At 67.2% G+C, this 21,685-nt stretch carries 22 protein-coding genes and 1 pseudogene; 15 read left to right on the top strand and 8 right to left on the bottom strand.

The genetic code is table 11. The annotated features are described in order from the left end of the window. The 3 genes from V8688_RS24440 to V8688_RS24450 all read left to right on the top strand — a co-directional run. Positions 1 to 3,467: multifunctional oxoglutarate decarboxylase/oxoglutarate dehydrogenase thiamine pyrophosphate-binding subunit/dihydrolipoyllysine-residue succinyltransferase subunit (locus tag V8688_RS24440; RefSeq protein ID WP_342801778.1), on the top strand; the 3,467-nt coding region annotated here is incomplete at its 5' end. 146 nt (positions 3,468 to 3,613) lie between these two features. After that, positions 3,614 to 3,826 (top strand): type II toxin-antitoxin system VapB family antitoxin, encoded by a 213-nt coding sequence (locus V8688_RS24445; RefSeq protein WP_218719942.1) that lies wholly within the window; start codon positions 3,614 to 3,616, stop codon positions 3,824 to 3,826. After that, on the top strand, positions 3,823 to 4,248 hold the full coding sequence (locus tag V8688_RS24450; RefSeq protein WP_342801779.1) for a PIN domain-containing protein: 426 nt from the start codon (positions 3,823 to 3,825) through the stop codon (positions 4,246 to 4,248). Before V8688_RS24445 ends, V8688_RS24450 begins: the two co-directional genes overlap by 4 nt. 237 nt (positions 4,249 to 4,485) lie before the next feature. Here the strand turns inward: V8688_RS24450 and V8688_RS24455 are convergent, their stop codons facing one another. Together V8688_RS24455 and V8688_RS24460 are read right to left on the bottom strand one after the other, a co-directional pair. Continuing rightward, positions 4,486 to 4,938, bottom strand: coding sequence for a hypothetical protein (locus V8688_RS24455; RefSeq protein ID WP_342801780.1), 453 nt, complete (start codon positions 4,936 to 4,938; stop codon positions 4,486 to 4,488). Between the two features lie 166 nt (positions 4,939 to 5,104). Next, positions 5,105 to 5,545, bottom strand: a complete 441-nt coding sequence (locus V8688_RS24460; protein ID WP_218719939.1) for a DUF4189 domain-containing protein — start codon at positions 5,543 to 5,545, stop codon at positions 5,105 to 5,107. Positions 5,546 to 5,733: 188 nt separating this feature from the next. Here V8688_RS24460 and V8688_RS24465 point away from each other — a divergent pair, with 188 nt between their 5' ends. Beyond that, on the top strand, positions 5,734 to 6,894 hold the full coding sequence (locus V8688_RS24465) for a hypothetical protein (RefSeq protein ID WP_342801781.1): 1,161 nt from the start codon (positions 5,734 to 5,736) through the stop codon (positions 6,892 to 6,894). 6 nt (positions 6,895 to 6,900) lie between these two features. Here the strand turns inward: V8688_RS24465 and V8688_RS24470 are convergent, their stop codons facing one another. Both V8688_RS24470 and V8688_RS24475 read right to left on the bottom strand, forming a co-directional pair. Next, the gene (locus V8688_RS24470) at positions 6,901 to 7,299 is read right to left on the bottom strand and encodes a hypothetical protein (RefSeq protein WP_342801782.1); all 399 of its coding nucleotides are present in this window, start codon (positions 7,297 to 7,299) and stop codon (positions 6,901 to 6,903) included. A 74-nt stretch (positions 7,300 to 7,373) separates the two neighbouring features. Further along, a complete protein-coding gene (locus V8688_RS24475; RefSeq protein ID WP_218719936.1) occupies positions 7,374 to 8,090 on the bottom strand; it encodes an SDR family NAD(P)-dependent oxidoreductase in 717 nt (238 codons plus the stop codon). A gap of 101 nt (positions 8,091 to 8,191) precedes the next feature. Here V8688_RS24475 and V8688_RS24480 point away from each other — a divergent pair, with 101 nt between their 5' ends. Both V8688_RS24480 and V8688_RS24485 read left to right on the top strand, forming a co-directional pair. Beyond that, positions 8,192 to 9,046: a helix-turn-helix transcriptional regulator gene (locus V8688_RS24480; RefSeq protein WP_218719935.1), complete on the top strand. Its 855-nt coding sequence runs from the start codon at positions 8,192 to 8,194 to the stop codon at positions 9,044 to 9,046. Between the two features lie 56 nt (positions 9,047 to 9,102). Continuing rightward, on the top strand, positions 9,103 to 9,690 hold the full coding sequence (locus V8688_RS24485; RefSeq protein WP_342801783.1) for a hypothetical protein: 588 nt from the start codon (positions 9,103 to 9,105) through the stop codon (positions 9,688 to 9,690). Here the strand turns inward: V8688_RS24485 and V8688_RS24490 are convergent. Together V8688_RS24490 and V8688_RS24495 are read right to left on the bottom strand one after the other, a co-directional pair. After that, positions 9,656 to 10,267: a Uma2 family endonuclease gene (locus V8688_RS24490; RefSeq protein WP_218719933.1), complete on the bottom strand. Its 612-nt coding sequence runs from the start codon at positions 10,265 to 10,267 to the stop codon at positions 9,656 to 9,658. The two genes, V8688_RS24485 and V8688_RS24490, sit on opposite strands and share 35 nt — an antisense overlap. 126 nt (positions 10,268 to 10,393) lie before the next feature. After that, on the bottom strand, positions 10,394 to 11,371 hold the full coding sequence (locus V8688_RS24495) for an NAD(P)/FAD-dependent oxidoreductase (RefSeq protein ID WP_218719932.1): 978 nt from the start codon (positions 11,369 to 11,371) through the stop codon (positions 10,394 to 10,396). 81 nt (positions 11,372 to 11,452) lie between these two features. On the opposite strand from V8688_RS24495, the gene V8688_RS24500 reads away from it, so the two are divergent. The 4 genes from V8688_RS24500 (at position 11,453) to V8688_RS24515 (ending at position 14,566) form a co-directional block, all read left to right on the top strand. Next, on the top strand, positions 11,453 to 12,037 hold the full coding sequence (locus V8688_RS24500; protein WP_218719931.1) for an XRE family transcriptional regulator: 585 nt from the start codon (positions 11,453 to 11,455) through the stop codon (positions 12,035 to 12,037). A 148-nt stretch (positions 12,038 to 12,185) separates the two neighbouring features. Next, positions 12,186 to 13,295 (top strand): type VII secretion target, encoded by a 1,110-nt coding sequence (locus tag V8688_RS24505; protein ID WP_342801784.1) that lies wholly within the window; start codon positions 12,186 to 12,188, stop codon positions 13,293 to 13,295. 63 nt (positions 13,296 to 13,358) lie between these two features. Beyond that, positions 13,359 to 14,039, top strand: coding sequence for a hypothetical protein (locus V8688_RS24510; protein ID WP_218719929.1), 681 nt, complete (start codon positions 13,359 to 13,361; stop codon positions 14,037 to 14,039). Between the two features lie 38 nt (positions 14,040 to 14,077). Then, a complete protein-coding gene (locus V8688_RS24515) occupies positions 14,078 to 14,566 on the top strand; it encodes a hypothetical protein (RefSeq protein WP_218719928.1) in 489 nt (162 codons plus the stop codon). Between the two features lie 47 nt (positions 14,567 to 14,613). On the opposite strand, the gene V8688_RS24520 is transcribed toward V8688_RS24515, so the two are convergent. Next, on the bottom strand, positions 14,614 to 15,249 hold the full coding sequence (locus V8688_RS24520; protein ID WP_342801785.1) for a TetR/AcrR family transcriptional regulator: 636 nt from the start codon (positions 15,247 to 15,249) through the stop codon (positions 14,614 to 14,616). A gap of 68 nt (positions 15,250 to 15,317) precedes the next feature. Here V8688_RS24520 and V8688_RS24525 point away from each other — a divergent pair, with 68 nt between their 5' ends. From V8688_RS24525 to V8688_RS24540, 4 genes are all read left to right on the top strand, one after another. Continuing rightward, positions 15,318 to 16,859 (top strand): NAD(P)/FAD-dependent oxidoreductase, encoded by a 1,542-nt coding sequence (locus V8688_RS24525; protein ID WP_218719926.1) that lies wholly within the window; start codon positions 15,318 to 15,320, stop codon positions 16,857 to 16,859. Beyond that, positions 16,856 to 17,689, top strand: a complete 834-nt coding sequence (locus tag V8688_RS24530) for an SDR family oxidoreductase (protein ID WP_218719925.1) — start codon at positions 16,856 to 16,858, stop codon at positions 17,687 to 17,689. Before V8688_RS24525 ends, V8688_RS24530 begins: the two co-directional genes overlap by 4 nt. Positions 17,690 to 17,713: 24 nt before the next feature. Then, complete coding sequence (locus tag V8688_RS24535) at positions 17,714 to 18,667, top strand: alpha/beta hydrolase (protein WP_218719924.1); 954 nt, start codon at positions 17,714 to 17,716, stop codon at positions 18,665 to 18,667. A 92-nt stretch (positions 18,668 to 18,759) separates the two neighbouring features. Further along, entirely contained in the window at positions 18,760 to 20,553 is a 1,794-nt protein-coding gene (locus V8688_RS24540) for a long-chain fatty acid--CoA ligase (RefSeq protein ID WP_316575935.1), read from the top strand. A gap of 53 nt (positions 20,554 to 20,606) precedes the next feature. Here V8688_RS24540 and V8688_RS24545 read toward each other — a convergent pair whose 3' ends face one another. Beyond that, complete coding sequence (locus V8688_RS24545) at positions 20,607 to 21,032, bottom strand: hypothetical protein (RefSeq protein ID WP_316575936.1); 426 nt, start codon at positions 21,030 to 21,032, stop codon at positions 20,607 to 20,609. Between the two features lie 121 nt (positions 21,033 to 21,153). Here V8688_RS24545 and V8688_RS24550 point away from each other — a divergent pair. After that, a pseudogene (locus tag V8688_RS24550) lies at positions 21,154 to 21,685 on the top strand (oxidoreductase); the annotation flags it as partial.

Genomic DNA, 21,685 nt, shown 5'->3' on the forward strand with positions numbered 1-21,685 from the left:
CCGCTCCCGCGACCGTGCGCGCACCGCAGACCACCCCCGCGCCGGTGTCCAACGCACCGGCCACCGCCGCGCCCAAGGCTGTCGCCACCGCCGACGAGACCAAGGTGCTGCGCGGCCCGGCCGCGGCCATCGCGAAGAACATGTCGGCCTCGCTGACGATCCCCACCGCGACCTCGGTGCGCGCGATCCCGGCGAAGCTGATGATCGACAACCGCCTGGTGATCAACAACCACCTGGCCCGCACCCGCGGCGGCAAGATCTCCTTCACCCACCTGCTCGGCTACGCGATCGTGCAGGCGGTCAAGGCGTTCCCGAACCTGAACCGGCACTTCGCCGAGATCGACGGCAAGCCGAACTCGGTCACCCCGGCGCACACCAACCTGGGCCTGGCGATCGACCTCGCGGGTAAGGACGGCAGCCGCTCGCTGGTCGTCGCCGCGATCAAGGAAACCGAAGACATGAGCTTCGGGCAGTTCCACACCGCCTACGAGGACATCGTCCGCCGCGCCCGCGAGGGCAAGCTCGGCGCCGACGACTTCTCCGGCGTCACCATCTCGCTGACCAACCCGGGCACCATCGGCACCGTGCACTCGGTGCCGCGGCTGATGCCGGGCCAGGGCGCGATCATCGGTGCGGGCGCGATGGAATACCCGGCCGAGTTCCAGGGCATGAGCGACGAGCGGATCGCCGATATCGGCGTCGGCAAGCTGATGACGCTGACCTCGACCTACGACCACCGCATCATCCAGGGCGCCGAGTCCGGCGACTTCCTGCGCACCATCCACAACCTGCTGATCTCCGACGAGTTCTACGACGAGATCTTCCACGGCCTCGGCGTGCCGTACGAGCCGGTCCGCTGGCGCAAGGACATCAGCGAGCGCGGCGTCGACAAGAGCGCCCGCGTGCTCGAGATGATCGCGGCCTACCGCAACCGCGGTCACCTGATGGCCGACACCGACCCGCTGCGCCTGGTCAAGGACAAGTTCCGCAGCCACCCCGACCTCGATGTCACCGAGCACGGGCTGACCCTGTGGGACCTCGACCGCACCTTCAACGTCGCCGGCTTCCACGGCCAGGAGCGGATGAAGCTGCGCGACGTGCTGTCGATCCTGCGCGACGCCTACTGCCGCCACGTCGGGGTGGAGTACACCCACATCCTCGACGTCGAGCAGCTCAAGTGGATCCAGGACCGGGTCGAGCAGAAGCACGTCAAGCCGACGGTCGCCCAGCAGAAGTACATCCTGAACCGGCTCAACGCCGCCGAGGCGTTCGAGACGTTCCTGCAGACCAAGTACGTCGGTCAGAAGCGCTTCTCGCTCGAGGGCGCCGAGGCCGTCATCCCGATGATGGACGCCACCATCGACCAGTGCGCCGAGCACGGGCTCGACGAGGTCGTCATCGGCATGCCGCACCGCGGTCGCCTCAACGTGCTGGCCAACATCGTCGGCAAGCCGTATTCGAAGATCTTCACCGAGTTCGAGGGCAACATGAACCCGGCGGCCACCCACGGCTCCGGCGACGTGAAGTACCACCTCGGCGCGCAGGGCCAGTACCTGCAGATGTTCGGCGACAACGAGATCGAGGTCTCGCTCACCGCGAACCCGTCGCACCTGGAGGCGGTCGACCCCGTCCTCGAGGGCCTCGTGCGCGCCAAGCAGGACCTGCTGGACAAGGGCGATGGTCCCGAGGGCTTCTCGGTCATGCCGCTGATGCTGCACGGTGACGCCGCGTTCGCCGGTCAGGGCGTGGTCGCGGAGACGCTGAACCTGGGTGGCCTGCGCGGCTACCGCGTCGGCGGCACCATCCACATCGTGGTGAACAACCAGATCGGCTTCACCACCGCGCCGGAGAACAGCCGCTCCACCGAATACTCCACCGACATCGCGAAGTTCATCGGCGCGCCGATCTTCCACGTCAACGGTGACGACCCGGAGGCCTGCGACTGGGTCGCGCGCCTGGCGGTCGATTTCCGGCAGAAGTTCCGCAAGGACGTCGTCATCGACCTCGTCTGCTACCGCCGCCGCGGGCACAACGAGGGCGACGACCCCTCGATGACCCAGCCGGAGATGTACGACGTCATCGACACCAAGCGTTCGGTCCGCAAGGCCTACACCGAATCGCTGATCGGTCGTGGCGACATCTCCATGAAGGAGGCCGAGGACGCGCTGCGCGACTACCAGGGTCAGCTGGAGCGCGTGTTCAACGAGGTCCGCGAGCTGGAGAAGTACGTTCCGGAGCCGTCGGAGTCCGTCGAGGACGACCAGAAAGTGCCTGCCACCGTGCAGACCGCGGTCGACAAGTCGGTCCTGCAGCGCATCGGCGACGCCTTCAACACCCCGCCGGACGGCTTCAACGTGCACCCGCGCGTCAAGCCGGTGCTGGAGAAGCGCCGCGAGATGGCCTACGAGGGCAAGGTCGACTGGGCCTTCGCCGAGCTGCTGGCCTTCGGCACGCTGATCGACCAGGGCCACGACGTGCGCCTGACCGGTCAGGACTCGCGCCGCGGCACCTTCACCCAGCGCCACGCGGTCATCATCGACCGCCTCAACGCCAACGAGTACACCCCGCTGCACAACATCGGCTCGGAGAAGCCGGGCTGGTTCGCGGTGCACGACTCGGCGCTGAGCGAGTACGCGGCGGTCGGCTTCGAATACGGCTACTCGCTGGGCAACCCGAATGCCCTGGTGCTGTGGGAAGCCCAGTTCGGTGACTTCGTCAACGGCGCGCAGTCGATCATCGACGAGTTCATCTCCTCCGGTGAGGCCAAGTGGGGCCAGCTCTCCGACGTGGTGCTGCTGCTGCCGCACGGCCACGAGGGCCAGGGTCCCGACCACACCTCGGGCCGCATCGAGCGCTTCCTGCAGCTGTGCGCGGAGGGTTCGATGACCGTCGCGGTCCCGTCGACGCCGGCGAACTACTTCCACCTGCTGCGCCGCCACGCCCTCGACGGCATCCGCCGTCCGCTGATCGTCTTCACCCCGAAGTCGATGCTGCGCAACAAGGCCGTGGTGTCCGACATCAAGGACTTCACCGAGTCGAAGTTCCGCTCGGTGTTCGACGAGCCCACCTACGAGCAGGGCATCGGCGACACCACCAAGGTCAAGCGCATCCTGCTGACCTCGGGCAAGCTCTACTACGAGCTCGCCGCGGAGAAGGCCAAGCAGAAGCGCGAGGACGTGGCCATCGTCCGGATCGAGCAGCTGTACCCGATCCCGACGTACCGCCTCAACGAGGCACTGGCCAAGTACCCCAACGCGACCGACATCGTCTGGGTCCAGGAGGAGCCGGCCAACCAGGGCGCGTGGCCGTTCTTCGGCCTCAACCTCCCCGAGGTCCTCCCGGACCGCCTGGGCAAACTGCGCCGCATCTCGCGTCGCGCCATGTCGGCCCCGTCCTCGGGCTCGTCGAAGGTGCACGCCGTGGAGCAGGCCGAGATCATCGCCGAGGCCTTCGAGCCGACCGCGTAAGTTCTTCGCGCACAACGGCCGACGCCGGGTGGATCACCACGATCCACCCGGCGTCGGCCGTTGTGTGTCTCCGTACCGATCCACAACCCCGAATATTACGAATCGTTGATATTATGAATATGCGGGAACCAAAATATGGAGGCACGATGGCGACGACAGTGGAGATTCCGGACGAGCTACTCGCCGAAGCCTTACGTCTGACCGGGCTGCCCACCAAAAAGGCGGTCATCAATCTCGCGATGGCCGAACTCGTGCAGGGCTACCGGCAGCGTGAGGCACTGACCCGCCTCAAGCGGATGGACCATAATCCGTTCCTGACCGACGACGAGCTGGCCGCCGAGCCTGGCACGCCCCGGTGAGCGCGACGACGGTTCGCCCGCGATACCTTCTCGATCAGTCGGTCATGTCGCACTACCGAACGAAGGCCGGCATCGAACAGACCATCGACGAGCTCGCGATCATCGGTGCTTTGTGTTCGTCGACAGTGACCATGGATGAAGCACGGTTCAGCGCCCGCAACGCAGCCGATCTCGACTTCCTCACCGAGCTCTACGGGTCGGTCTTCCACTTTCTGCCCGCCGACGACCTCGTCGAGGCGAATGTGCGACGGATCAGGACAGGCTTGTGGAAGATCGGGGCGGGCCGCGGCGCCCAAACCACCGACGTCCAGATCGCCGCGGTCGCGCTGAGCCACGACGCGACCGTCGTCCACAACGACACGGACTTCGTCACCATCAGCCGCGCGATCCCCGAATTCCGCCACCTGCGCGTGATCCCCTGACGGAACGCCGAAGTGCGGCCCGTTCACGTGCCCCGTCTATGAATTCTGTTGCACCCCTGCGTGTTCCGTAGGACAGAGAGATCGGCCTATAGCTGTCGGGCCTGGTGACGTCCGCAGCGGTGCACGACCCGCCGATGGCCGCAATGCTCGCCCGAGCCCGTTGGCGCGTCCGCGCACCAGGTCGAAAACGCCGACAGGGGCGGATCCATACGGATCCGCCCCTGTCGGCGTTTTCGGCTAGCTGTTGAGAGTGATCCAGGCTTGACCCGAGAGTTGTTCCAGATCATGGTGATTGGGATAGGTGTCGGTGGTCGCCACGATGGTCGCCTCGACGCGGCCGACGCCGGGGCCCATCCCCATGCCGGTGATCACGCCGTCGGGGGCGTGTTCGATGACGCCGTTGCTGTCGACCTTGTGGGACTGGGCGTTGGCGACGCCGGTGTCGAGGTTCTTCCACCGCACCGAGACGCGATATACCTCGCAGTTCTGTCCGGTCTGGACGATTTTCACGCGGACTCCGAGCTGCCCGGCCTGCGGCTGCGGGACCGTCTCGGCGTTGATGATGGCCGCGCAGCCGTTCCCCGGAATCCTGGCGAGAGTCGGGTTGAACTGGACGACCTGGTCCGACGGCGCCGCCGCCGCCGGACCACCGAACCCGACGAGCGCGGTAACGGCCGCTGCGGCGGCCACCCCGACCCGAACCGAAACCCGTTGACCTTGTGTGCTTTTCAGACTCATGCATCGGACTTCGCGACACGCCGGTCGTTCGTTACCCACCGTAATCGTCTCGATATGGCAACGGCCGCGCAGCCGGCCACGATCCACCGGCGTCCGCTGCGGTCGGGCCGGTCGGTGGTCAGCCCGCGTTGCGGGTGCAGACCACGTCGATGACCTCGGTACCGCTGAGGTCCGAGGAGCCGAAGTTGGCCAGGCGGGCGATCGGGACACCGTCGGACAGCCGATCGATGGCCTTGCGGATGGCCTCGCTGCGGTTGGGACCCGAGGCGGCGGCGACCCAGCCCTCCTCGTTCCACACCAGCGCACCGCACCCGTTGGCCCAGGTGACCATGACACCGCAGTCCTCCCCGCCCGCGGCGACACAACCGTCGATCACCGCGGCGCGGGCACCGTCGGCACTGTCCCAGTTCGACGAGGACCAGCTCTCCCACATCTGCGGGCTGAACCCGATCGCGCCGAACAGATCGCCCGCCGCGTTCGCCGAACCGGCACCGAACACCGACCCGGCCGCAAGACCCAACGCCGCTACGGCAACGCCGGCCTTACCCATGAAACTCATTCGAAAGATCCCCTCGTGGAATAGGTTCCGAAATTCGGAACCGTGCAGCTAACCACGAATCCACCGCGAGCGCCACGCGAGCCGAGCCCGGCACGGGCCCGGCCCACAGAGTTCTCTCACTGGTACGCCAGTGCGCCATCACAGGGTCCGGGTAGTGTCCGCCGCGAAGGACAGGGACAGGAGACGGCATGGCGAGCGGACGTAACGGATACCTGCTACTCGGCGGGATCGCGTCGGTGGGGGCCGGCGCGGTGCATTTCCTGGCCGCGGGAATGCACACCGAACACGCCACCTTGGCGCGGTTGATGGTGGTGCTGGCCGCGATCCAGTGCGCGACCGGCGTGGCGGTGCTGCTGAGTGCGCGCAAGCCTGTCGTGGCCGCGATGCTGGCGGTGAACGGCTTCGCTGCGGCGATCTGGGCGTTCACGCGGTTCGCCGATATTCCGTGGATCACCGGCTTGACCGCGGAGGCGCCGCAGGTGGCCGACACCGTCTGCGCGGCACTGGGCGCGCTGGCCGTGCTCGCCGGTGGCGTCGGCCTGCTCCGACCCACCGCCACCGTGCCGCCGCTGCGGTCCGGGATCGCGGCGAGCGCCGTGGGTGTGCTCGCGCTGGCGGCGATGCTCAACGGCGTCGGCCACGTGCACAGTCACGGAAACACCGGCGGCGAGCACGCGCACGCCGCGGGCGAGGAGCACGGCGATCACGACACCGGCACCGCCTGGCCGCGCCCGTTCGACCCCGCGCAGCCGATCGACCTGTCCGGCGTGCCCGGCGTGACGGCCGATCAGCAGCAGCGCGCCACCAACCTGATCCGCAGCACTCTCGACGGCCTGCCCGCCTTCGCCGACGTCACGACGGTCGGCGCGCTGGGCTACCGCTCGATCGGTGACTCCGCGACCGGCTACGAGCACTACATCAACACCGCCTACATCCGCGACGCGAACTTCCTCGACGCCGGCCACCCGGAGTCGCTGGTCTACCGGGTCGACGGCCAGAACCGCACCCTGGTCTCGGCCATGTACATCGCCAACGGCAAGAAGATCGACGACCCGGCGCTGACCGATTTCGGCGGCTCGCTGATGCAGTGGCACGTCCACGACAACCTGTGCTGGAAGGCGGGCGACAACGGCCCGGTCGTCGCCGGTGTCACCGACGCCGCGGGCAACTGCCCGCCCAACTCGATCAATCCCGGCGCGGGCAACCCGATGGTGCACGTGTGGATCGCCCCGCACCAGTGCGGTCCGTTCGCCGCGCTCGAGGGCCATGGTGCGGGCCAGGCGAGCGCCACGGACGGCCGCCGAACCGACACCTGCGGCGGCCACGACCACGGCGGGGGCCACAAGTAGACCGGCTCAACTCGGCTGCACCCAGCGCCGCAACGCGTCGATCGTCGTTTCCGGGGACGTGTTGAAGCAGAACCGGATTCCCGGAGTCAGCTCGGACGCGACATTGATCAATCGCTCGAACAGCAGGGTGTGTTCGGGCGCCATCCGCACCCCGGCGCCGATCATCGCCACCCGGAATTCGCCGCCGGCCGCGCACTCGCGCAGCACCGTCGCGGCGGCGTCGGGATCGGCGGGCACCAGACAGCTGACGATGTCGAAACCCGCCTCCCGCACGGCGTTCTCGCCCGCGGCGATGCGGGCGGTCAGGGTGGCTTCGTCCAGCTGCGGATAGCGGGAGTAGTCGACCGCGCTCGGCTGCAGGCCGATGGAGAGCACCGTGTCGGTGCGTGAATTCCGTTCTGCCACTGCGTCCTCCGTTGTCATCAGGTAAACGACGACCCCCACGCTCGCGACCAGCGCCGCGAGCAGGGCGCCCGCTCTCACCACGACGTGGCGCCCGTCCGGTCGAAGAAACCGCCGCTCGGGCCGTCCCGGTCGACGGTCGCCATGGCCACGATGGCATCGGTGCCCTCGGTGACGGTCTGGAAACCACTGTGCCCGTTGAGGTCGGTCGCGGTGTATCCGGGATCGACCGCGTTGACCTTCATCCTGTCGAGTTCGCTCGCGTACATGACGGTGAGCATGTTCAGCGCCGCCTTGGTGCTCGGATAGCCGAGGGCCGGCGGCAGCAGGCCCGCCCATTTCGGGTCGGTGACGGTAGCGATCGAGCCGATGCCGCTGGAGACCATCACGATCCGTGGATGGGTGGACAGGCGCAGCAGCGGCAGGAACGCGTTGGTCACCCGGATCGGGCCGAAGACATTGGTCTCGAACACCTCCCGCAGCTCCTCGGGCTTCGTGTCCCCCGGCGTGGTGCGCGGGCCGCCGATCGCCGCGTTGTTGATCAGCACGTCGAGGCGGCCCGCCGCGACCTGCACCGCGTCGGCGGCCGCGGCGACGGACTCGTCGGAGGTCACGTCCAACGCGACGAACCGGACGTCGAGTCCGGCCTCGGCGAATTCGGCCGCCGTCGCCGCGCCCCGCGTGCGGTCGCGGGCGGCGAGAAAGACCTGCCAGCCCGAACCGGCCAGTCTGCGGACCGTTTCCCGGCCCAGTCCCTTGTTGGCCCCGGTGACCAGGGCGATCGTTGTCGTCATGGCTTCAGATTCCGCCCCGCGCGGTGTGGCCTCCAGTGCCGGCGAGGCATAGGACTCGCGGTACCACCCCGGCGGCCGGGACCTGCGGCACCATGGAAGACGTGGACAGAGCGGAATTGGCGACGGTGCTGCGCACGGCGCGGTCCCGGCTCGGCCCCGCCGACGCGGGCCTGCCGAGCGGACCGCGCAGGCAGGTGCCGGGGCTGCGACGCGAGGAAGTGGCGAGTCTGGCCGGTGTCAGCGTCGACTACATCGTCCGGTTGGAGCAGGGGCGCGGGCCCAAACCCTCCGATCAGGTGCTCGGCGCGCTCACCAGGGCGCTGCGGCTCACCGATGTCGACCGCGATCTGGTCTACCGGCTCGCCGGGTCCGAACCGCCGCAGGCGGGCCGGGTGCCGATGGCCATCCGGCCCAGTGTGCTGCGGCTGCTGGATCGCCTGTCGGATCTGCCGGTGCTGGTGCTCTCGGCCAAATCCGACATCCTCGCCTGGAATCCGCTGGCGGCGGCCCTGCTCGGCGACTTCTCCGCGATCCCGCCCGCCCGGCGCAACATCATGTGGCAGCGCTTCCTCGGCACCGGGATGGGTCGCGTCGTGATGACGCCGGAGGAGGCCGACAGCAATGCCGCCGCCTGCGTCGGCTGCCTGCGCGCGGTCAAGGCCGCCTACCCCGACGACCCGGACCTGACCCGGCTGCTCACCGAACTCCGCACCGGCAGCGCGGAATTCGAGGAGCACTGGCAGGCGGGCCGCTCCAGCGTCATGCACAGCCTGACCAAGACCATCGCCCATCCGCAGCTGGGCACCCTCAGCCTGGACTGCGACGCCATGCACGTCCCCGACACCGACCAGACCGTCATCATCTACTCGGCTCCCCCGCACACCCCCACCGCGACCGCCCTGGACCTGCTCCGCGTCACCGGCCTGGAAACCTTCGCGACACCACCGCCCGAATAACCGGTGGCCGCGGCACCGCCGCCGGGCTACCGTGCGTTCCTCGACAAGGAGGAACGATGCGCACGACGACGACCCTGTGGCGGCCGACGGGACCCGAAGAGCTGGCCCTGGTCGCCGCGTCCGGGTGGTCGGCCTGGCCGCCGCGCCTGCCCGACCAGCCGATCTTCTACCCGGTCTGCACCGAGTCCTACGCCGTCCTGATCGCCCGCGACTGGAACGTCCCGGCCTCCGGCGCCGGCTACGTGACGCGCTTCGCCGTCCGCACCGAGTACCTCGACGCCTACGAGGTGCGACAGGCGGGCGGCCGCGACATCCTCGAATACTGGATCCCGGCCGAGGATCTCACCGACTTCAACCGCAATATCGTCGGCCCATCGAGGTGGTCCGCCGCTTCCCGGACGACGCGCCACTCCCCGGCTGACGATCGTCAGGCGGCTCCGGTCCGCTCACTCGGAGCCGCCGCCCGGATCGCCGTCGACACTCGTCGACGGGCTAGCCCCGCATGCCACTCTCGGCCAGATCACGGCCGAGCACGCGCGCACCGTCCTGCACGCGGAGATCGATGCCGCCCGCGCGCGCTGACCACCACGGTCTTCGCGGGGCGAGCTCTCAGACCGAGCCCTTCGGATCTGTCGCGCGCGTGAGATCCAGATCGATCTCGAAGGGCACGGACAGACGCAGGCGGTCGTGGTGGATACCGGCGGTCGAATACCGGCGCGTGGCGGGGTCGAGTTCGTAGACGTACACGACCGCTCGTCCGTTGACGTTCTCCACCCGCCAGAAGGCAGGAATCCCGGCCTCGGCGTAGAGCTGCGGTTTACGGTATCGGTCGCGCTCGACCGAATCCGGGGACATGACTTCGACCACCAGGAGGACATCTTCGGGTCGGTATGTGGTCTGGTCCAGACCGTCGACACCTGCCGTGTCCACGACCATCACATCGGGTTCGGGCCGTTGACGTGGCCCGAGCGTCACTGTCATCTCGCGGGCGACTTCGAGTCCTTCGGGCGCCTGACGCATCAGTTGGAGGTGCAGGAACGTGACAACGAACAGATGGAACCTCATCTGCGGACTCACGAAGACCAAGCTCCCGTCGATCAGCTGAGTATGCGGCGGCAGATCACTCAGATGATCCAGGTCTTCGGCGAAATATCCCCCCGGTGGCGGCACCGGCCAGCTCAACGGGGCCCTGTCCCCCGGTGGCATCGGATCCGCGGTCATCGGTTCCTCGCTCGTCGCACGGCGATCGTCTGACCTGGCCAGTATGGCACGGTGCACTCCGGCCGCCCACCTGCGCGGACAGGCGGCGCGGACGCCCTCGGCGCCGGGGCGCCGAGGGCCTTTCCGTCAGACGGCCGCTGTGCGGGTGCGGAGTTCGGCCACGGCGGTGGCGGTGTCCGCCATCACCAGCTCGGCGTTGATCTGCGCACCGGCCATGGCCCCGGCCGCCGCGGCCGCACCGACCTGGGCGGACGGGTCGGTGGCATTGCCCGCGATCCAGACACCCGGGACTTCGGTGCGGCCGACGGGGTCGGCGGGGATGTGGTCGCCCGCGCCGGACGGGTGCGGCTGTGCGACCAGACCCAGGTCGGCGAGGAAAGTGGCGCGAGTGTTCATGCGCGGGCCGACGACGAGGGCGTCGCGGTCGAGCACGCTCCCGTCGGCCAGGCGGACGCCGGTGAGCGTGCCCGCACCCGACAGCACCTCGGTGACCTCGCCGTCGAGGATCCGGATGCCGCGCGCGGCAAGCTTTTCCGCGTCTTCGTCGCTCAACGCGGCACCGGTGTGGGTCAGGAAGACGATGTCATCGCTCAGCTGGCTGAACAGCAGCGCCTGGTGCACCGACATCGGTCCGCCCGCGAGGATGGCGATCCGCTGGTCGCGCACCTCCCAGCCGTGGCAGTAGGGACAGTGCAGGACACCGTGGCCCCACTGTTCCCGCAGGCCGGGCACATCGGGGAGCTCGTCGGCGAGGCCGGTGGCGACCAGGACGCGGCGCGCGAGCACCGTGCGCCCGTCATCGAGAAACACCCGGAACCCGTCCGGCGCGGCACCGTCGACCCGCTCGACCGAGGCGACCGCACCCGACACCACCTGCCCGCCGTACCCCCGCACCTCCGCGCGCCCGAGTTCGAGCAACTCGGCCGGCGGCATTCCGTCTCGCGCCAGCAATCCGTGCACCCCGTCGGCCGGCGCGTTGCGGGGCGACCCCGCGTCGATCACGACGACGGATCGCCGGGACCTGGCCAGCATCAGCGCCCCGTTCAGCCCGGCGGCACCACCACCGATCACCACCACGTCATAGGTGTCGTTCAACTCTGTCATCTCGACCTCCTTCGCCGACCACCGTGCCGTCCGCGCCCGCGTCCTGGCAAAGAAATTTGCCGTCGTGGCAAACTGGACAGCATGGACGACCTCGAACAGACCCTCGACTCGGTCGGCCCCCGCCTGCGCGACCTGCGCAAACGGCGCCGGACCACCCTCGCCGACCTCTCGGCGGAAACCGGCATCTCGGTGAGCACCCTGTCGCGCCTCGAGTCGGGCGACCGCAAACCCACCCTCGAACTCCTGCTCCCCCTGGCCAAAGCCCACGGCGTCACCCTCGACGAACTCGTCGACGCCCCGCCCACCGGCGACCCGCGCATCCACCTGCGCCCGGTCACCCGCCACGGCATGACGATGCTCCCGCTGACCAAGCGGGCGGGCGGCATCCAGGCCTTCAAGATGATCATCGCCCCCAACGCCCGCAACCGACCCGAGGAGCCCCAGGTCCACGAGGGCTACGAATGGCTCTATGTCCTCAACGGCCGCCTGCGCCTGATTCTCGGCGACAACGACATCGTCCTCACCCCCGGCGAAGCCGCCGAATTCGACACCCACATCCCGCACTGGTTCGGCGCCGCCGACGACCACCCCGTCGAATTCCTCAGCCTCTTCGGCAAACAAGGCGAACGAGCCCACTTCCGAGCCCGCCCCAAGACCTCCGACTGACCCCGAACGTCGGTTAGTATCCCCCCGAGAAGATCCATGGGGGTGGGCCGGTGTCATTGCGATACAACACAATTCAATCTCGCCTCTACGGTCCGGCGACCGGTGGTTGCACGTGGCACCGTGCCGGCCGAGACGCCTCGGAGGCACTGTGAACGACTTGGCGGTTGACGTATCCCGACTCCAGGGATTCAAGCTCGACCTGCAGGACATCGCGGCGAACGCATCATCGAACGCCGCCCGATTCAACGCTGCGATCGCGTTGCCAGCAGGTGCGTCGGGACTCATCGCAGACCTCGCGACGCCGCTGGAAAATTTCCGGGCCGCGCATTCCGCAGCCCTGCAATCGGACACCACCGCAATGGGCACGCTCGGCTCGAACCTGTCCACCGCGGCGACCTCGTACCGGACTACGGATGACGGAACCGCGGCCGACCTCGCCGCGACAACAGACTCCGCCGGAGGAGACTCCAACACTACTGGTGCCACCCGGTTCGGCGGAGTCCAGCTACCTAGCCTCCCGGACGTCGGCGAGGATCAGTACACCTTGAAACAGCTTCTGACATCGACCATCTCACAGCTGTCTCCGTACGACGAGCCGCTGAGCGTCGCGATAGGCATCAAACCGACCGAGGAATACCTCACCCCCCTGCTAGCGGATTGGGAATCAGTCGAGACCATCGGGAGACGAATCGCCATGCTCGGCACCAACGACTATGTCGCCGCCCAGAATGTCACGAACGGGTCCACATGGCTGGCCTCGGAGTGGTCCGGTGAAGCCGCTCAGTCGTTCACCACGACATCCGGGACCCTCGGGAATACGATGAGTGTGCGCAGCACCGACTTGGAAACCACGGCGAAGATCGTCGAGAACGGGGGCATGTGCCTCGAACGTCTCGTCTACAACCAGGCGACGGATCTCACCAGCCGAATATTGAACAGCATCACCTACCAAGAAGCGTCATTCCCACTCGGTGCCTGGGCCGGTCAGGTGAAAAACCCGATGCCCGCTGATCTGAAGTCCCAGGTTACCGCTGCCGCAGATGAGTTGAAGGCGGCCGCCGATACTCGAAAGAATGCGATCACCGTTGTCATCGAAAAGCTGACGACAGCCTTGGACTATTCACCCGGACGCGCCGCCCCGGTCTTTAGCGCCAGCGACTTCGAAATTCCGGACAAGGTCGAGGCAGATCCGGGTTCGCGGAGGTTTGGCATCGGGAACACGGTGTGGTGGGAGGAGGGTGTCGACAATCGCACCTGAGATTGCCGACTGGGACGATCACACGGCTCGATAAGCAGCGCTAGCTCACGGGGGAGGACTACGATGACACCACAGATCGCACCGATGCCGCCACACCCGACAACCGACCCTGGAGCCGGAGCACACGGCTCACAACGAATCCTCAGCCGGTTCGACGACCTCATGTACTTCCGGTTCGCGTGGGACGCACAGCTAGTCGCCGATTTCGCCGGACTACACAATGCAGCCCGCGGAATGCGCCACTACCTCGGCAACTCCGGCGATGACATGTGGATCGACCCAACCGAAGTCATGAAGGACGTTCCCAGTGTAAAGAAATACATAGACTTCCTCATCACAGATAAGATCGTGACACTTTCCAAAGATCCGACTAACCATAACAAGCCCATTGAGCTTTTTGTAGATTGGGCGGACTTCGCAATCTCACAGGAAGAGTGCGAGGACTGGTTTCTCGGCATGGCCGCAGTCGAGATATCCGTGACCGGAGTAGTCACAATCACGCCGTCGAGTGGCGCTCAACCTCACATTCTAATGGAATATGTCGTTCACATGTTCGACCGGTACAATTGGGACGGAACCAAGAGCACCGTAATTCAGGGAGTCAAAGTCACCGATGCGCAGCTCGGCTCACTCCACACAGCTGGTCTGGCCAAGGAGTTCAATCAGTTCGGATCATCCTGGATATACAAGTTCGAGGGCGACCTCCCCCAAGAAGGGGACATCAACCTTCCACCCAACAGATAGTTCCGCAAGATTGTAGCCAGCCCAACGGAGAAGTTGGAATGACATTTCACAAGAGAACGGTCCAAGTTTTCTTCCTCACCACTGCCGTCGTGGGAGTCGTTGCCGGAACCGGTTGCACCTCGCTTGGGCACAGCACAGCGAACGACGAGTCGCACCCCCTGCAGGGCCCCGCCTTGACTCAGGCTGCCCTCGAATTCGGCGACTGGCAGCTACCGTCGGGCGCGAAAGTGCTGCTAGCCAGAGACGACTACCACCGCGATCCGAATTTCAAACTGGCCGTGGAAGTCTCCCCCGCCGACCTGACCTGGATGTTGAACGAGTCGAAATTTTCCAAGCCATTCACGGAAGGCGTCTCGGCTGCCAACCGTGAAATAATTGCCGGACCACCGCTTTCGACTTCGCCTCACGCGAAGGAAGCCCAGGATATGTTCGTGTCGAAGGAAGGCGACTCGATGATCCGCGCTGTCGTCATCGACGAGCGCACCGCCAACGTGCACATAGTCCATCTCGAGTTCCGCGGCCAATAGAATCCAGTCGCGGGACCGCGCGTGTCAGTCAGCACCGAACGGCAGACTCAGCCCTGCAGCGCGGCGATGAGGGCTGGACTCAAGGCCAGGGCGGGGAGGGATTCGACGAGTAGGTCAACCAATTGTTCTCGAGTGATGGGCTTTTCGGTCATCCAGGTGAGGATGGTTTCCTCGACGAAGGCGATCCAGCCGCGGATGGCGAGGGTGAGGCGGGCGAGGTCGGGGTCGTCGGGGGGTAGGGGAAGCTCGCTGACGATGAGATCGGCGATGGCGCCGCGGGTTTCGTTGACGTAGTCGAGGAGGTCGGGGGTGATGCTGGCGGGCCCGCGCAGCACGGAGCGGTAGGACGCGGAGTGCTCGGTGGCGTAGTCGACGAACCGCTCGATCGAGTCGCGCAGCATGTCGAACAGCGACAGCTCGCGATTGGGGGTGACGGCCGCGAAGAACTCGGCGCTCACGTGCCGGGCGATCGCCTCGTGGAACTCCTGCTTGGAGGCGAAGTAGTGGAACAGCAACCCCCGCGAGATGCCGGCCTGCTTGGCGATGTCGTCGACCGAGATGTCCTCGAGCGATCGCTCGGCCAGCATCTCGGCGCCCAGGGTGATCAGCTGCAGCCGCCGCTCCTCGGGGCTGAGCCGGACACGCTTGGTCTCGCCGGAACTCCTGATACTCACGTCGACCATCCTAGCCACTACTGAACCTGGTTCAATAGCTGTTGACTCCGGCTCAATAAGAACGTAGTCTGCATTACATGAGTCGCAAGGTTACAGACAAAGTTGTCGCCGACCGTGCCGCCCGCCACGTCAAGACGATCATCGTCGGCAGTGGGTTCGCGGGCCTCGGAATGGCCATCCGGCTGCGCCAGCAAGGCCGCGAGGATTTCCTCGTCCTGGAGCGCGGCAGCGATGTCGGCGGCACCTGGCGGGACAACACCTACCCCGGCGCCGCGTGCGACGTGCCGTCGCACCTGTACTCCTACTCGTTCGCGCTGAACCCGGACTGGTCGCGCTCGTTCTCCAAGCAGGGCGAGATCCAGGCCTACATCCGCAAGGTCGCCGAGCAGAACAATGTGCTGGACAAGCACCTGTTCGACTGCGATGTGCTGGGCATGCGGTGGAACGCCGAGACCGCCCGCTGGGACATCACCACCAGCAAGGGCGACTTCACCGCCGACACCGTGGTCTCCGCGGTCGGCGCCCTGTGCGAGCCGTCGCTGCCCGACATCAAGGGCATCAACGAGTTCGAGGGCGAGATCTTCCACTCGGCCCGCTGGGACCACAGCGTCGAGCTCGCGGGCAAGCGCGTCGCGGTGATCGGCACCGGCGCCTCGGCCATCCAGATCGTGCCCGCCATCGCGGGCAAGGTCGCCCACCTCGACCTCTACCAGCGCACCGCGCCGTGGCTGCTGCCGCGCATGGACCGCCCGTACTTCCTGCCGGAACGCCTGGCGTTCAAGTACATTCCGGGCGTGCAGCGCCTGTCCCGCGCGGCCATCTACGCCGCCCGCGAGACCCAGGTCGTCGGCCTGGCCAAGTACCCCGCGCTGATGAAGATCTTCGAGACCATCTCTCGCGGCAAGCTGCTGGCCGAGGTCCGCGACCCGATCAAGCGCGCCAAGGTCACCCCGAACTACCGCATCGGCTGCAAGCGCATGTTGATCTCCAACGAGTACTACCCGGCGATCGACCGCGACAACGTCGAGGTGATCACCGAGGGCATCGCCGAGGTCAAGGCCGGCTCGATCGTCACCAAGGACGGCACCGAGCGCGAGATCGACGCGCTGATCGTGGCCACCGGCTTCCACGTCACCGACTCCCCGGCCTTCGAGACCATCACCGGTCGCACCGGACAGACCCTGTCCGAGCAGTTCGACGAGGTCGGCCAGCGCGGCTACAAGGGCTCGACCATCGAGAACTTCCCCAACATGTTCTTCCTGCTCGGCCCGAACGTCGGCCTCGGCCACACCTCGATGGTGTTCATGATCGAGTCGCAGATCAACTATGTCGCCGACGCCCTGGCCACCATCGACAAGCAGAACCTGCGCACCGTCGAGGTCCGCCCGGAGGCCGTGCGCGCGTACAACACCGAACTGCAGGCGAAGATGGCCGACAGCGTCTGGATGAACGGCGGCTGCGCCAGCTGGTACCTGGACAAGCACGGCAACAACACCACACTGTGGCCCGATTTCACCTTCCAGTTCCGTAGGCTGACCAAGAATTTCGATGTCGCTGCCTACGACACGACTTCTTCGACCGACTCCGACACCGAACTGAAAGTGGTGGCAGCACAGTGAGCAAAGATGCTTACTTCACGAACAAGGTCTGTGTGATCACGGGCGCCGGCTCCGGCATCGGCCGCGCGCTCGCCGAGAACCTGGCTCGCCGTGGCGCCAAGCTGGCGCTGTCCGACATCGACGCCGAGGGCCTGGCCGAGACCGTGCGCATCGTCGAGGGACTGGGCGCGCAGGTCAAGGCCGACCGGCTCAACGTCGCCGAGCGCGAGGCGTTCCTGCTCTACGCCGACTCGGTGAAGGCGCACTTCGGCGTCGTGCACCAGATCTACAACAACGCCGGCATCGCCTACCACGGTGACGTCGTCAAGACCGACTTCAAAGACATCGAACGCATCATGGACGTCGATTTCTGGGGCGTCGTCAACGGCACCAAGGCGTTCCTGCCGATGCTGATCGAGTCCGGCGACGGCCACGTCGTCAACGTGTCGAGCCTGTTCGGCCTGGTCACCGTGCCCGGCCAGGCGGCCTACAACTCGGCCAAGTTCGCGGTGCGCGGCTTCACCGAGGCGCTGTACCAGGAGATGAAGATCGCCAAGGCGCCGGTCAAGGTCACCTGCGTGCACCCCGGCGGCATCAAGACCGCGGTGGCCCGCAACGCCACCTACGCCGAGGGCATCGACGGGGCCAACACCGCCTCGCTGTTCGACAAGTACCTGGCGATCCACAGCCCGGAGATGGCCGCGCAGACCATCACCGAGGGTGTGCGCAAGGGGCACGCGCGCGTGCTGATCGGCTGGGAGGCCAAGGTGCTCGATGTGAGCGTGCGCTTCCTCGCCTCGGGGTACAACCGGATCTCGGCCGTGGTCAACGGCCGCTTCATGCCGCACTGACGCGACTAGCCCCGTAGGAAAACCATGCGCGAGTTCACGATTCCGCTGCCGATCGCCCGTGCCGTACTCGACCCGGTGTTCCGGGTGACGCTCAACGCACGGCTGCCGGTCGCGGTGCAACGCGCCCTGCTCGACGTGGTCTCCCGGCTGCAGCTGATGCCCGACGGTTCCGTCGTGCAGCATCTGCAGCTGGGCGGCCGCCCGGCCGAGCGGGTCATCGCCGAGACCGCCATCCCGGGTTCGCGTACCCGGGCGGTCCCGCCGGAGCGCGCCGCGGGCGCGATCCTGTACCTGCACGGCGGCGGCTACGTCGTCGGTTCGCTGGCCACCCACCGTTCGCTGGTCGCGCGGCTGGCCAGGGAGACCTCCTGCGCGGTGTACTCGCTGGACTACCGCCTGGCCCCGGAGCATCCGCTGCCCGCCGGTCTCGACGACGCCGAGGCGGCGTTCCTCGACCTGGTGGACAACGTCGGCTACCGGCCCGAGCAGATCTGCCTCGCCGGCGATTCGGCGGGCGGTGGTCTGTCGCTGGCGCTGGCCCAGCGACTGATCGAACGACACGCGATGACGCCCGCCGCGCTGGGCCTCATCGCGCCCTGGGTCGACCCGACCCAGGTGCCCAGCCGCAGCCGCGACCTGGTGATCAACCGGGCGTGGTCGCAAGCGTGCGCCGCCTTCTACCTCGGCGACGGCGCCGCCACCGACGCGGGCTACGCCCCGCTCACCGGAAACCTGATCGGCCTGCCACCCACCTACGTGCAGGTCGACGTGAGCGAACTCCTGCACGACCAGTGCACTCAGCTCGTCTCAGCCCTGCGTGGCGCGGGTGTGCACGTCCGCTTCACCGAAACCCGCGGCCTCTGGCATGTCGCGCAACTGCAGGCCGCGCTGGTCACCGAGGCAGCGCTGGCGCTCAGCGAACTCGCAGAGTTCCTGCGAGAAGCAATTCAGCCAGTTTCGATCGACGATTTACGATAAGTCCTGGTGACAGGATTTTCGGACGGCGATATCGCGGCCCGGCCGAACGTGTCGTAGATTACTGGCGAGTAGAACCCACTGGAAGGGCACTGATGCGAGAGTTCGAAGTTCCGGCTTCCTACACCATCCCGGACGATGCGAACAATTCCGACAACGTCTTCCGCTTCGCCGCGGAGACGCCGAACACGGTGTTGTTCAACGTCCCGAACGGCAGCGGCGGCTGGAACGACGTCACGGCGAAGCAGTTCGAGCAGGCCGTTATCGGCGTCGCCAAGGGCCTCATCGCCTCGGGCATCGAACTGGGCGACCGGGTCGCCATCATGGCAGCCACTCGCTATGAGTGGACCCTGCTGGACTTCGCGATCTGGGCCGCCGGTGGCGTCACCGTCGCGATCTACGACAGCTCGGCCGCCGAGCAGGCCAAGTGGATCCTGCAGGACTCCGAGACCAAGCTCCTGGTCGTCGAGAACGACAAGCACCGCGCCACGATCGACGAGATCGAAGCCGGCTCGCTGCCCGCCCTGGCCGAGACCCTGCAGATCGACAAGGGCGCGGTCGACACGCTGACCGAGCGCGGCGCCGATCTCGACGACGCCGTGGTGCACGAGCGTCGCAAGCAGGTCGGCGCGGCCTCCCCGGCCACCCTGATCTACACCTCGGGCACCACCGGTCGCCCCAAGGGCGTCCAGCTGACCCACGCGAACCTGTATGCGGAGTCGCGGTCGGGCGGCATCGAGCTGTCCGCCTTCGTCTCCGAGGGCCAGAAGACCCTGCTGTTTCTGCCGCTGGCGCACGTGTTCGCCCGCGCGGTCGCGCTGATCGCCTTCGATTCCAAGGTGACCATCCGCCACAGCTCGGACTGGACGACCCTGGTCGAGCAGTTCGGCGAGTTCAAGCCGGACTTCATCCTCTCCGTGCCGCGCGTGTTCGAGAAGGTCTACAACTCGGCCAAGCAGAAGGCGCACGACGGCGGCAAGGGCAAGATCTTCGACGCCGCCGCCGAGACCGCCATCGCCTACAGCGAGGCGCTCGAAAAGGGCAGCCCCGACCTGGTGCTGAAGCTGAAGCACTTCGTCTTCGACAAGCTGGTCTACAGCAAGCTGCGTGCCGCGCTCGGTGGCCAGTGCCTGGCCGCGGTGTCCGGTGGCGGGCCGCTGGGCGCGCGCCTCGGCCACTTCTTCCGTGGCGTCGGCGTCACCATCTACGAGGGCTACGGTCTGACCGAATCCACCGCCGCATTCAGCGTGAATACCCCGCAGCACATCCGGGTCGGCTCGGTGGGCCGCCCGATCCAGGGCCACGCGGCCAAGATCGCCGAGGACGGCGAGCTGCTGCTCAAGGGCTCGGTCGTGTTCAACGGCTACTGGGGCAACGCCGAGGCCACCGAGGAAGCGTTCGAGGACGGCTGGTTCAAGACCGGCGACCTGGGCGCCATCGACGCCGACGGCTTCATCACCATCACCGGCCGCAAGAAGGAAATCCTGGTCACCGCGGGCGGCAAGAACGTCTCCCCCGCCGTGCTCGAGGACTCCCTGCGCGCGCACCCGCTGATCAGCCAGGTCATGGTCGTCGGTGACGGCCAGCCCTTCATCGGCGCGCTCATCACCCTCGACCCGGAGGCACTGCCGGGGTGGAAGGAGCGCAACGGCGTCGCCGCCGACACCGCGATCGAGACCCTGATCGAGAACCCGACGCTGGTCGCCGAGGTCGAGGCCGCGGTCGCCGAGACCAACAAGAAGGTCTCCAAGGCCGAGGCGATCAAGAAGATCCGCATCCTCCCGGTCGACTGGACCCAGGAGGGTGGCGAGCTCACCCCGAAGATGTCGCTCAAGCGCGCCGTCGTCATGAAGCAGTACGCGGGCGAGGTCGACAAGATCTACTCGTAGTCCCCGCCTGTCCGGAAGGCCGGTTGCGTTCGCGCAACCGGCCTTCCGGCGTTTCAGGCGACGGCCGCGGCCCGTTCCCGCAGGACGCGCAGTCCGGCCAGACCGACGACGAGATCGGCGCCGATCTCGAACAGAGCGGCGAACCAGGAGAACCCGGTGACGTTCGCCCGCGCGGGCGCGTTGACGAAACTGTCGCTGAGCGGGCCGAACCAGTCGGGCAGCAGGTGCACGACGAAGAAGCCCGCCGCGCTGGCGAACCCGACGATCGCCGCGGCCAGTGGCGCCGCGGCGTGGCGCCGGAACACCAGGAAGACGACGAGCAGGGCGAACAGGAGCTGGATCGTCCCGAGCGCGTTGACCAGGGCGGAGGTGACGTTCATCCCCCGGCGTAGATGGTCGGCGCCGTGGACGAGGAGCGCGACGGCGAACACGGCGGTGGCCGCGCGCAGGGTGGTCTCGGGGGCTGTGGTCTCGGGCATGGGAGCCTCCTGCCGAGGGCGGATTCAGTTCTACTACACAGTGTAGTTTTCAAGGGGTGGCCGCCGCAGCCGTTCCGCCGCCACAGGTCGGTGTCGCCGCGCGCGACGTAGGCTCGCTGGTATGGCGTTGTTGCGGGTAGTGGCCGGAATCGCGGCAGCCGCGCTGGTCCTCGGCGTGGCCGAGCTGGTCGCGGTGTTCACCGGTACAGGGAGCGCGCCCGCGTACGCGCTCGGGGCGACCGTCGTCGATCACACCCCGGACGGCCTCCGCGAGTGGGCGATCCAGAGTTTCGGCCGCAACGACAAGGCCGTGCTGTTCGTATGCATGGGCATCGTGGCGGTCCTCGTCGCCGGTCTGGCGGGCTGGTTCGAGCGGGTCACCCGGCCGGTCGGATCGGTCGTGTTCGCCGTGTTCGGCCTGATCGCCGCGGTCATCGGGGCGGGCCGGGTCGGTGGGTTCGGCGGCGCGCTACCCGCCCTGATCGGCACCGCGGCAGGAATTCTCGCGTTGCGCGGGTTGACCCGGCGCATCGATGACGCGTCGGCTCCGCCCGGATCGACGGGCGAGGCGGCGGCGGGAGCCGACACCGCGGGCGGGACAGTCGTCGGCGCCGGCGCGACGGCCGGTCCGGCGGCGATCAGGGCCGACGAGT

It is taken from the genome of Nocardia sp. No.11, assembly GCF_038752175.1.
GTDB lineage: Bacteria > Actinomycetota > Actinomycetes > Mycobacteriales > Mycobacteriaceae > Nocardia > Nocardia canadensis.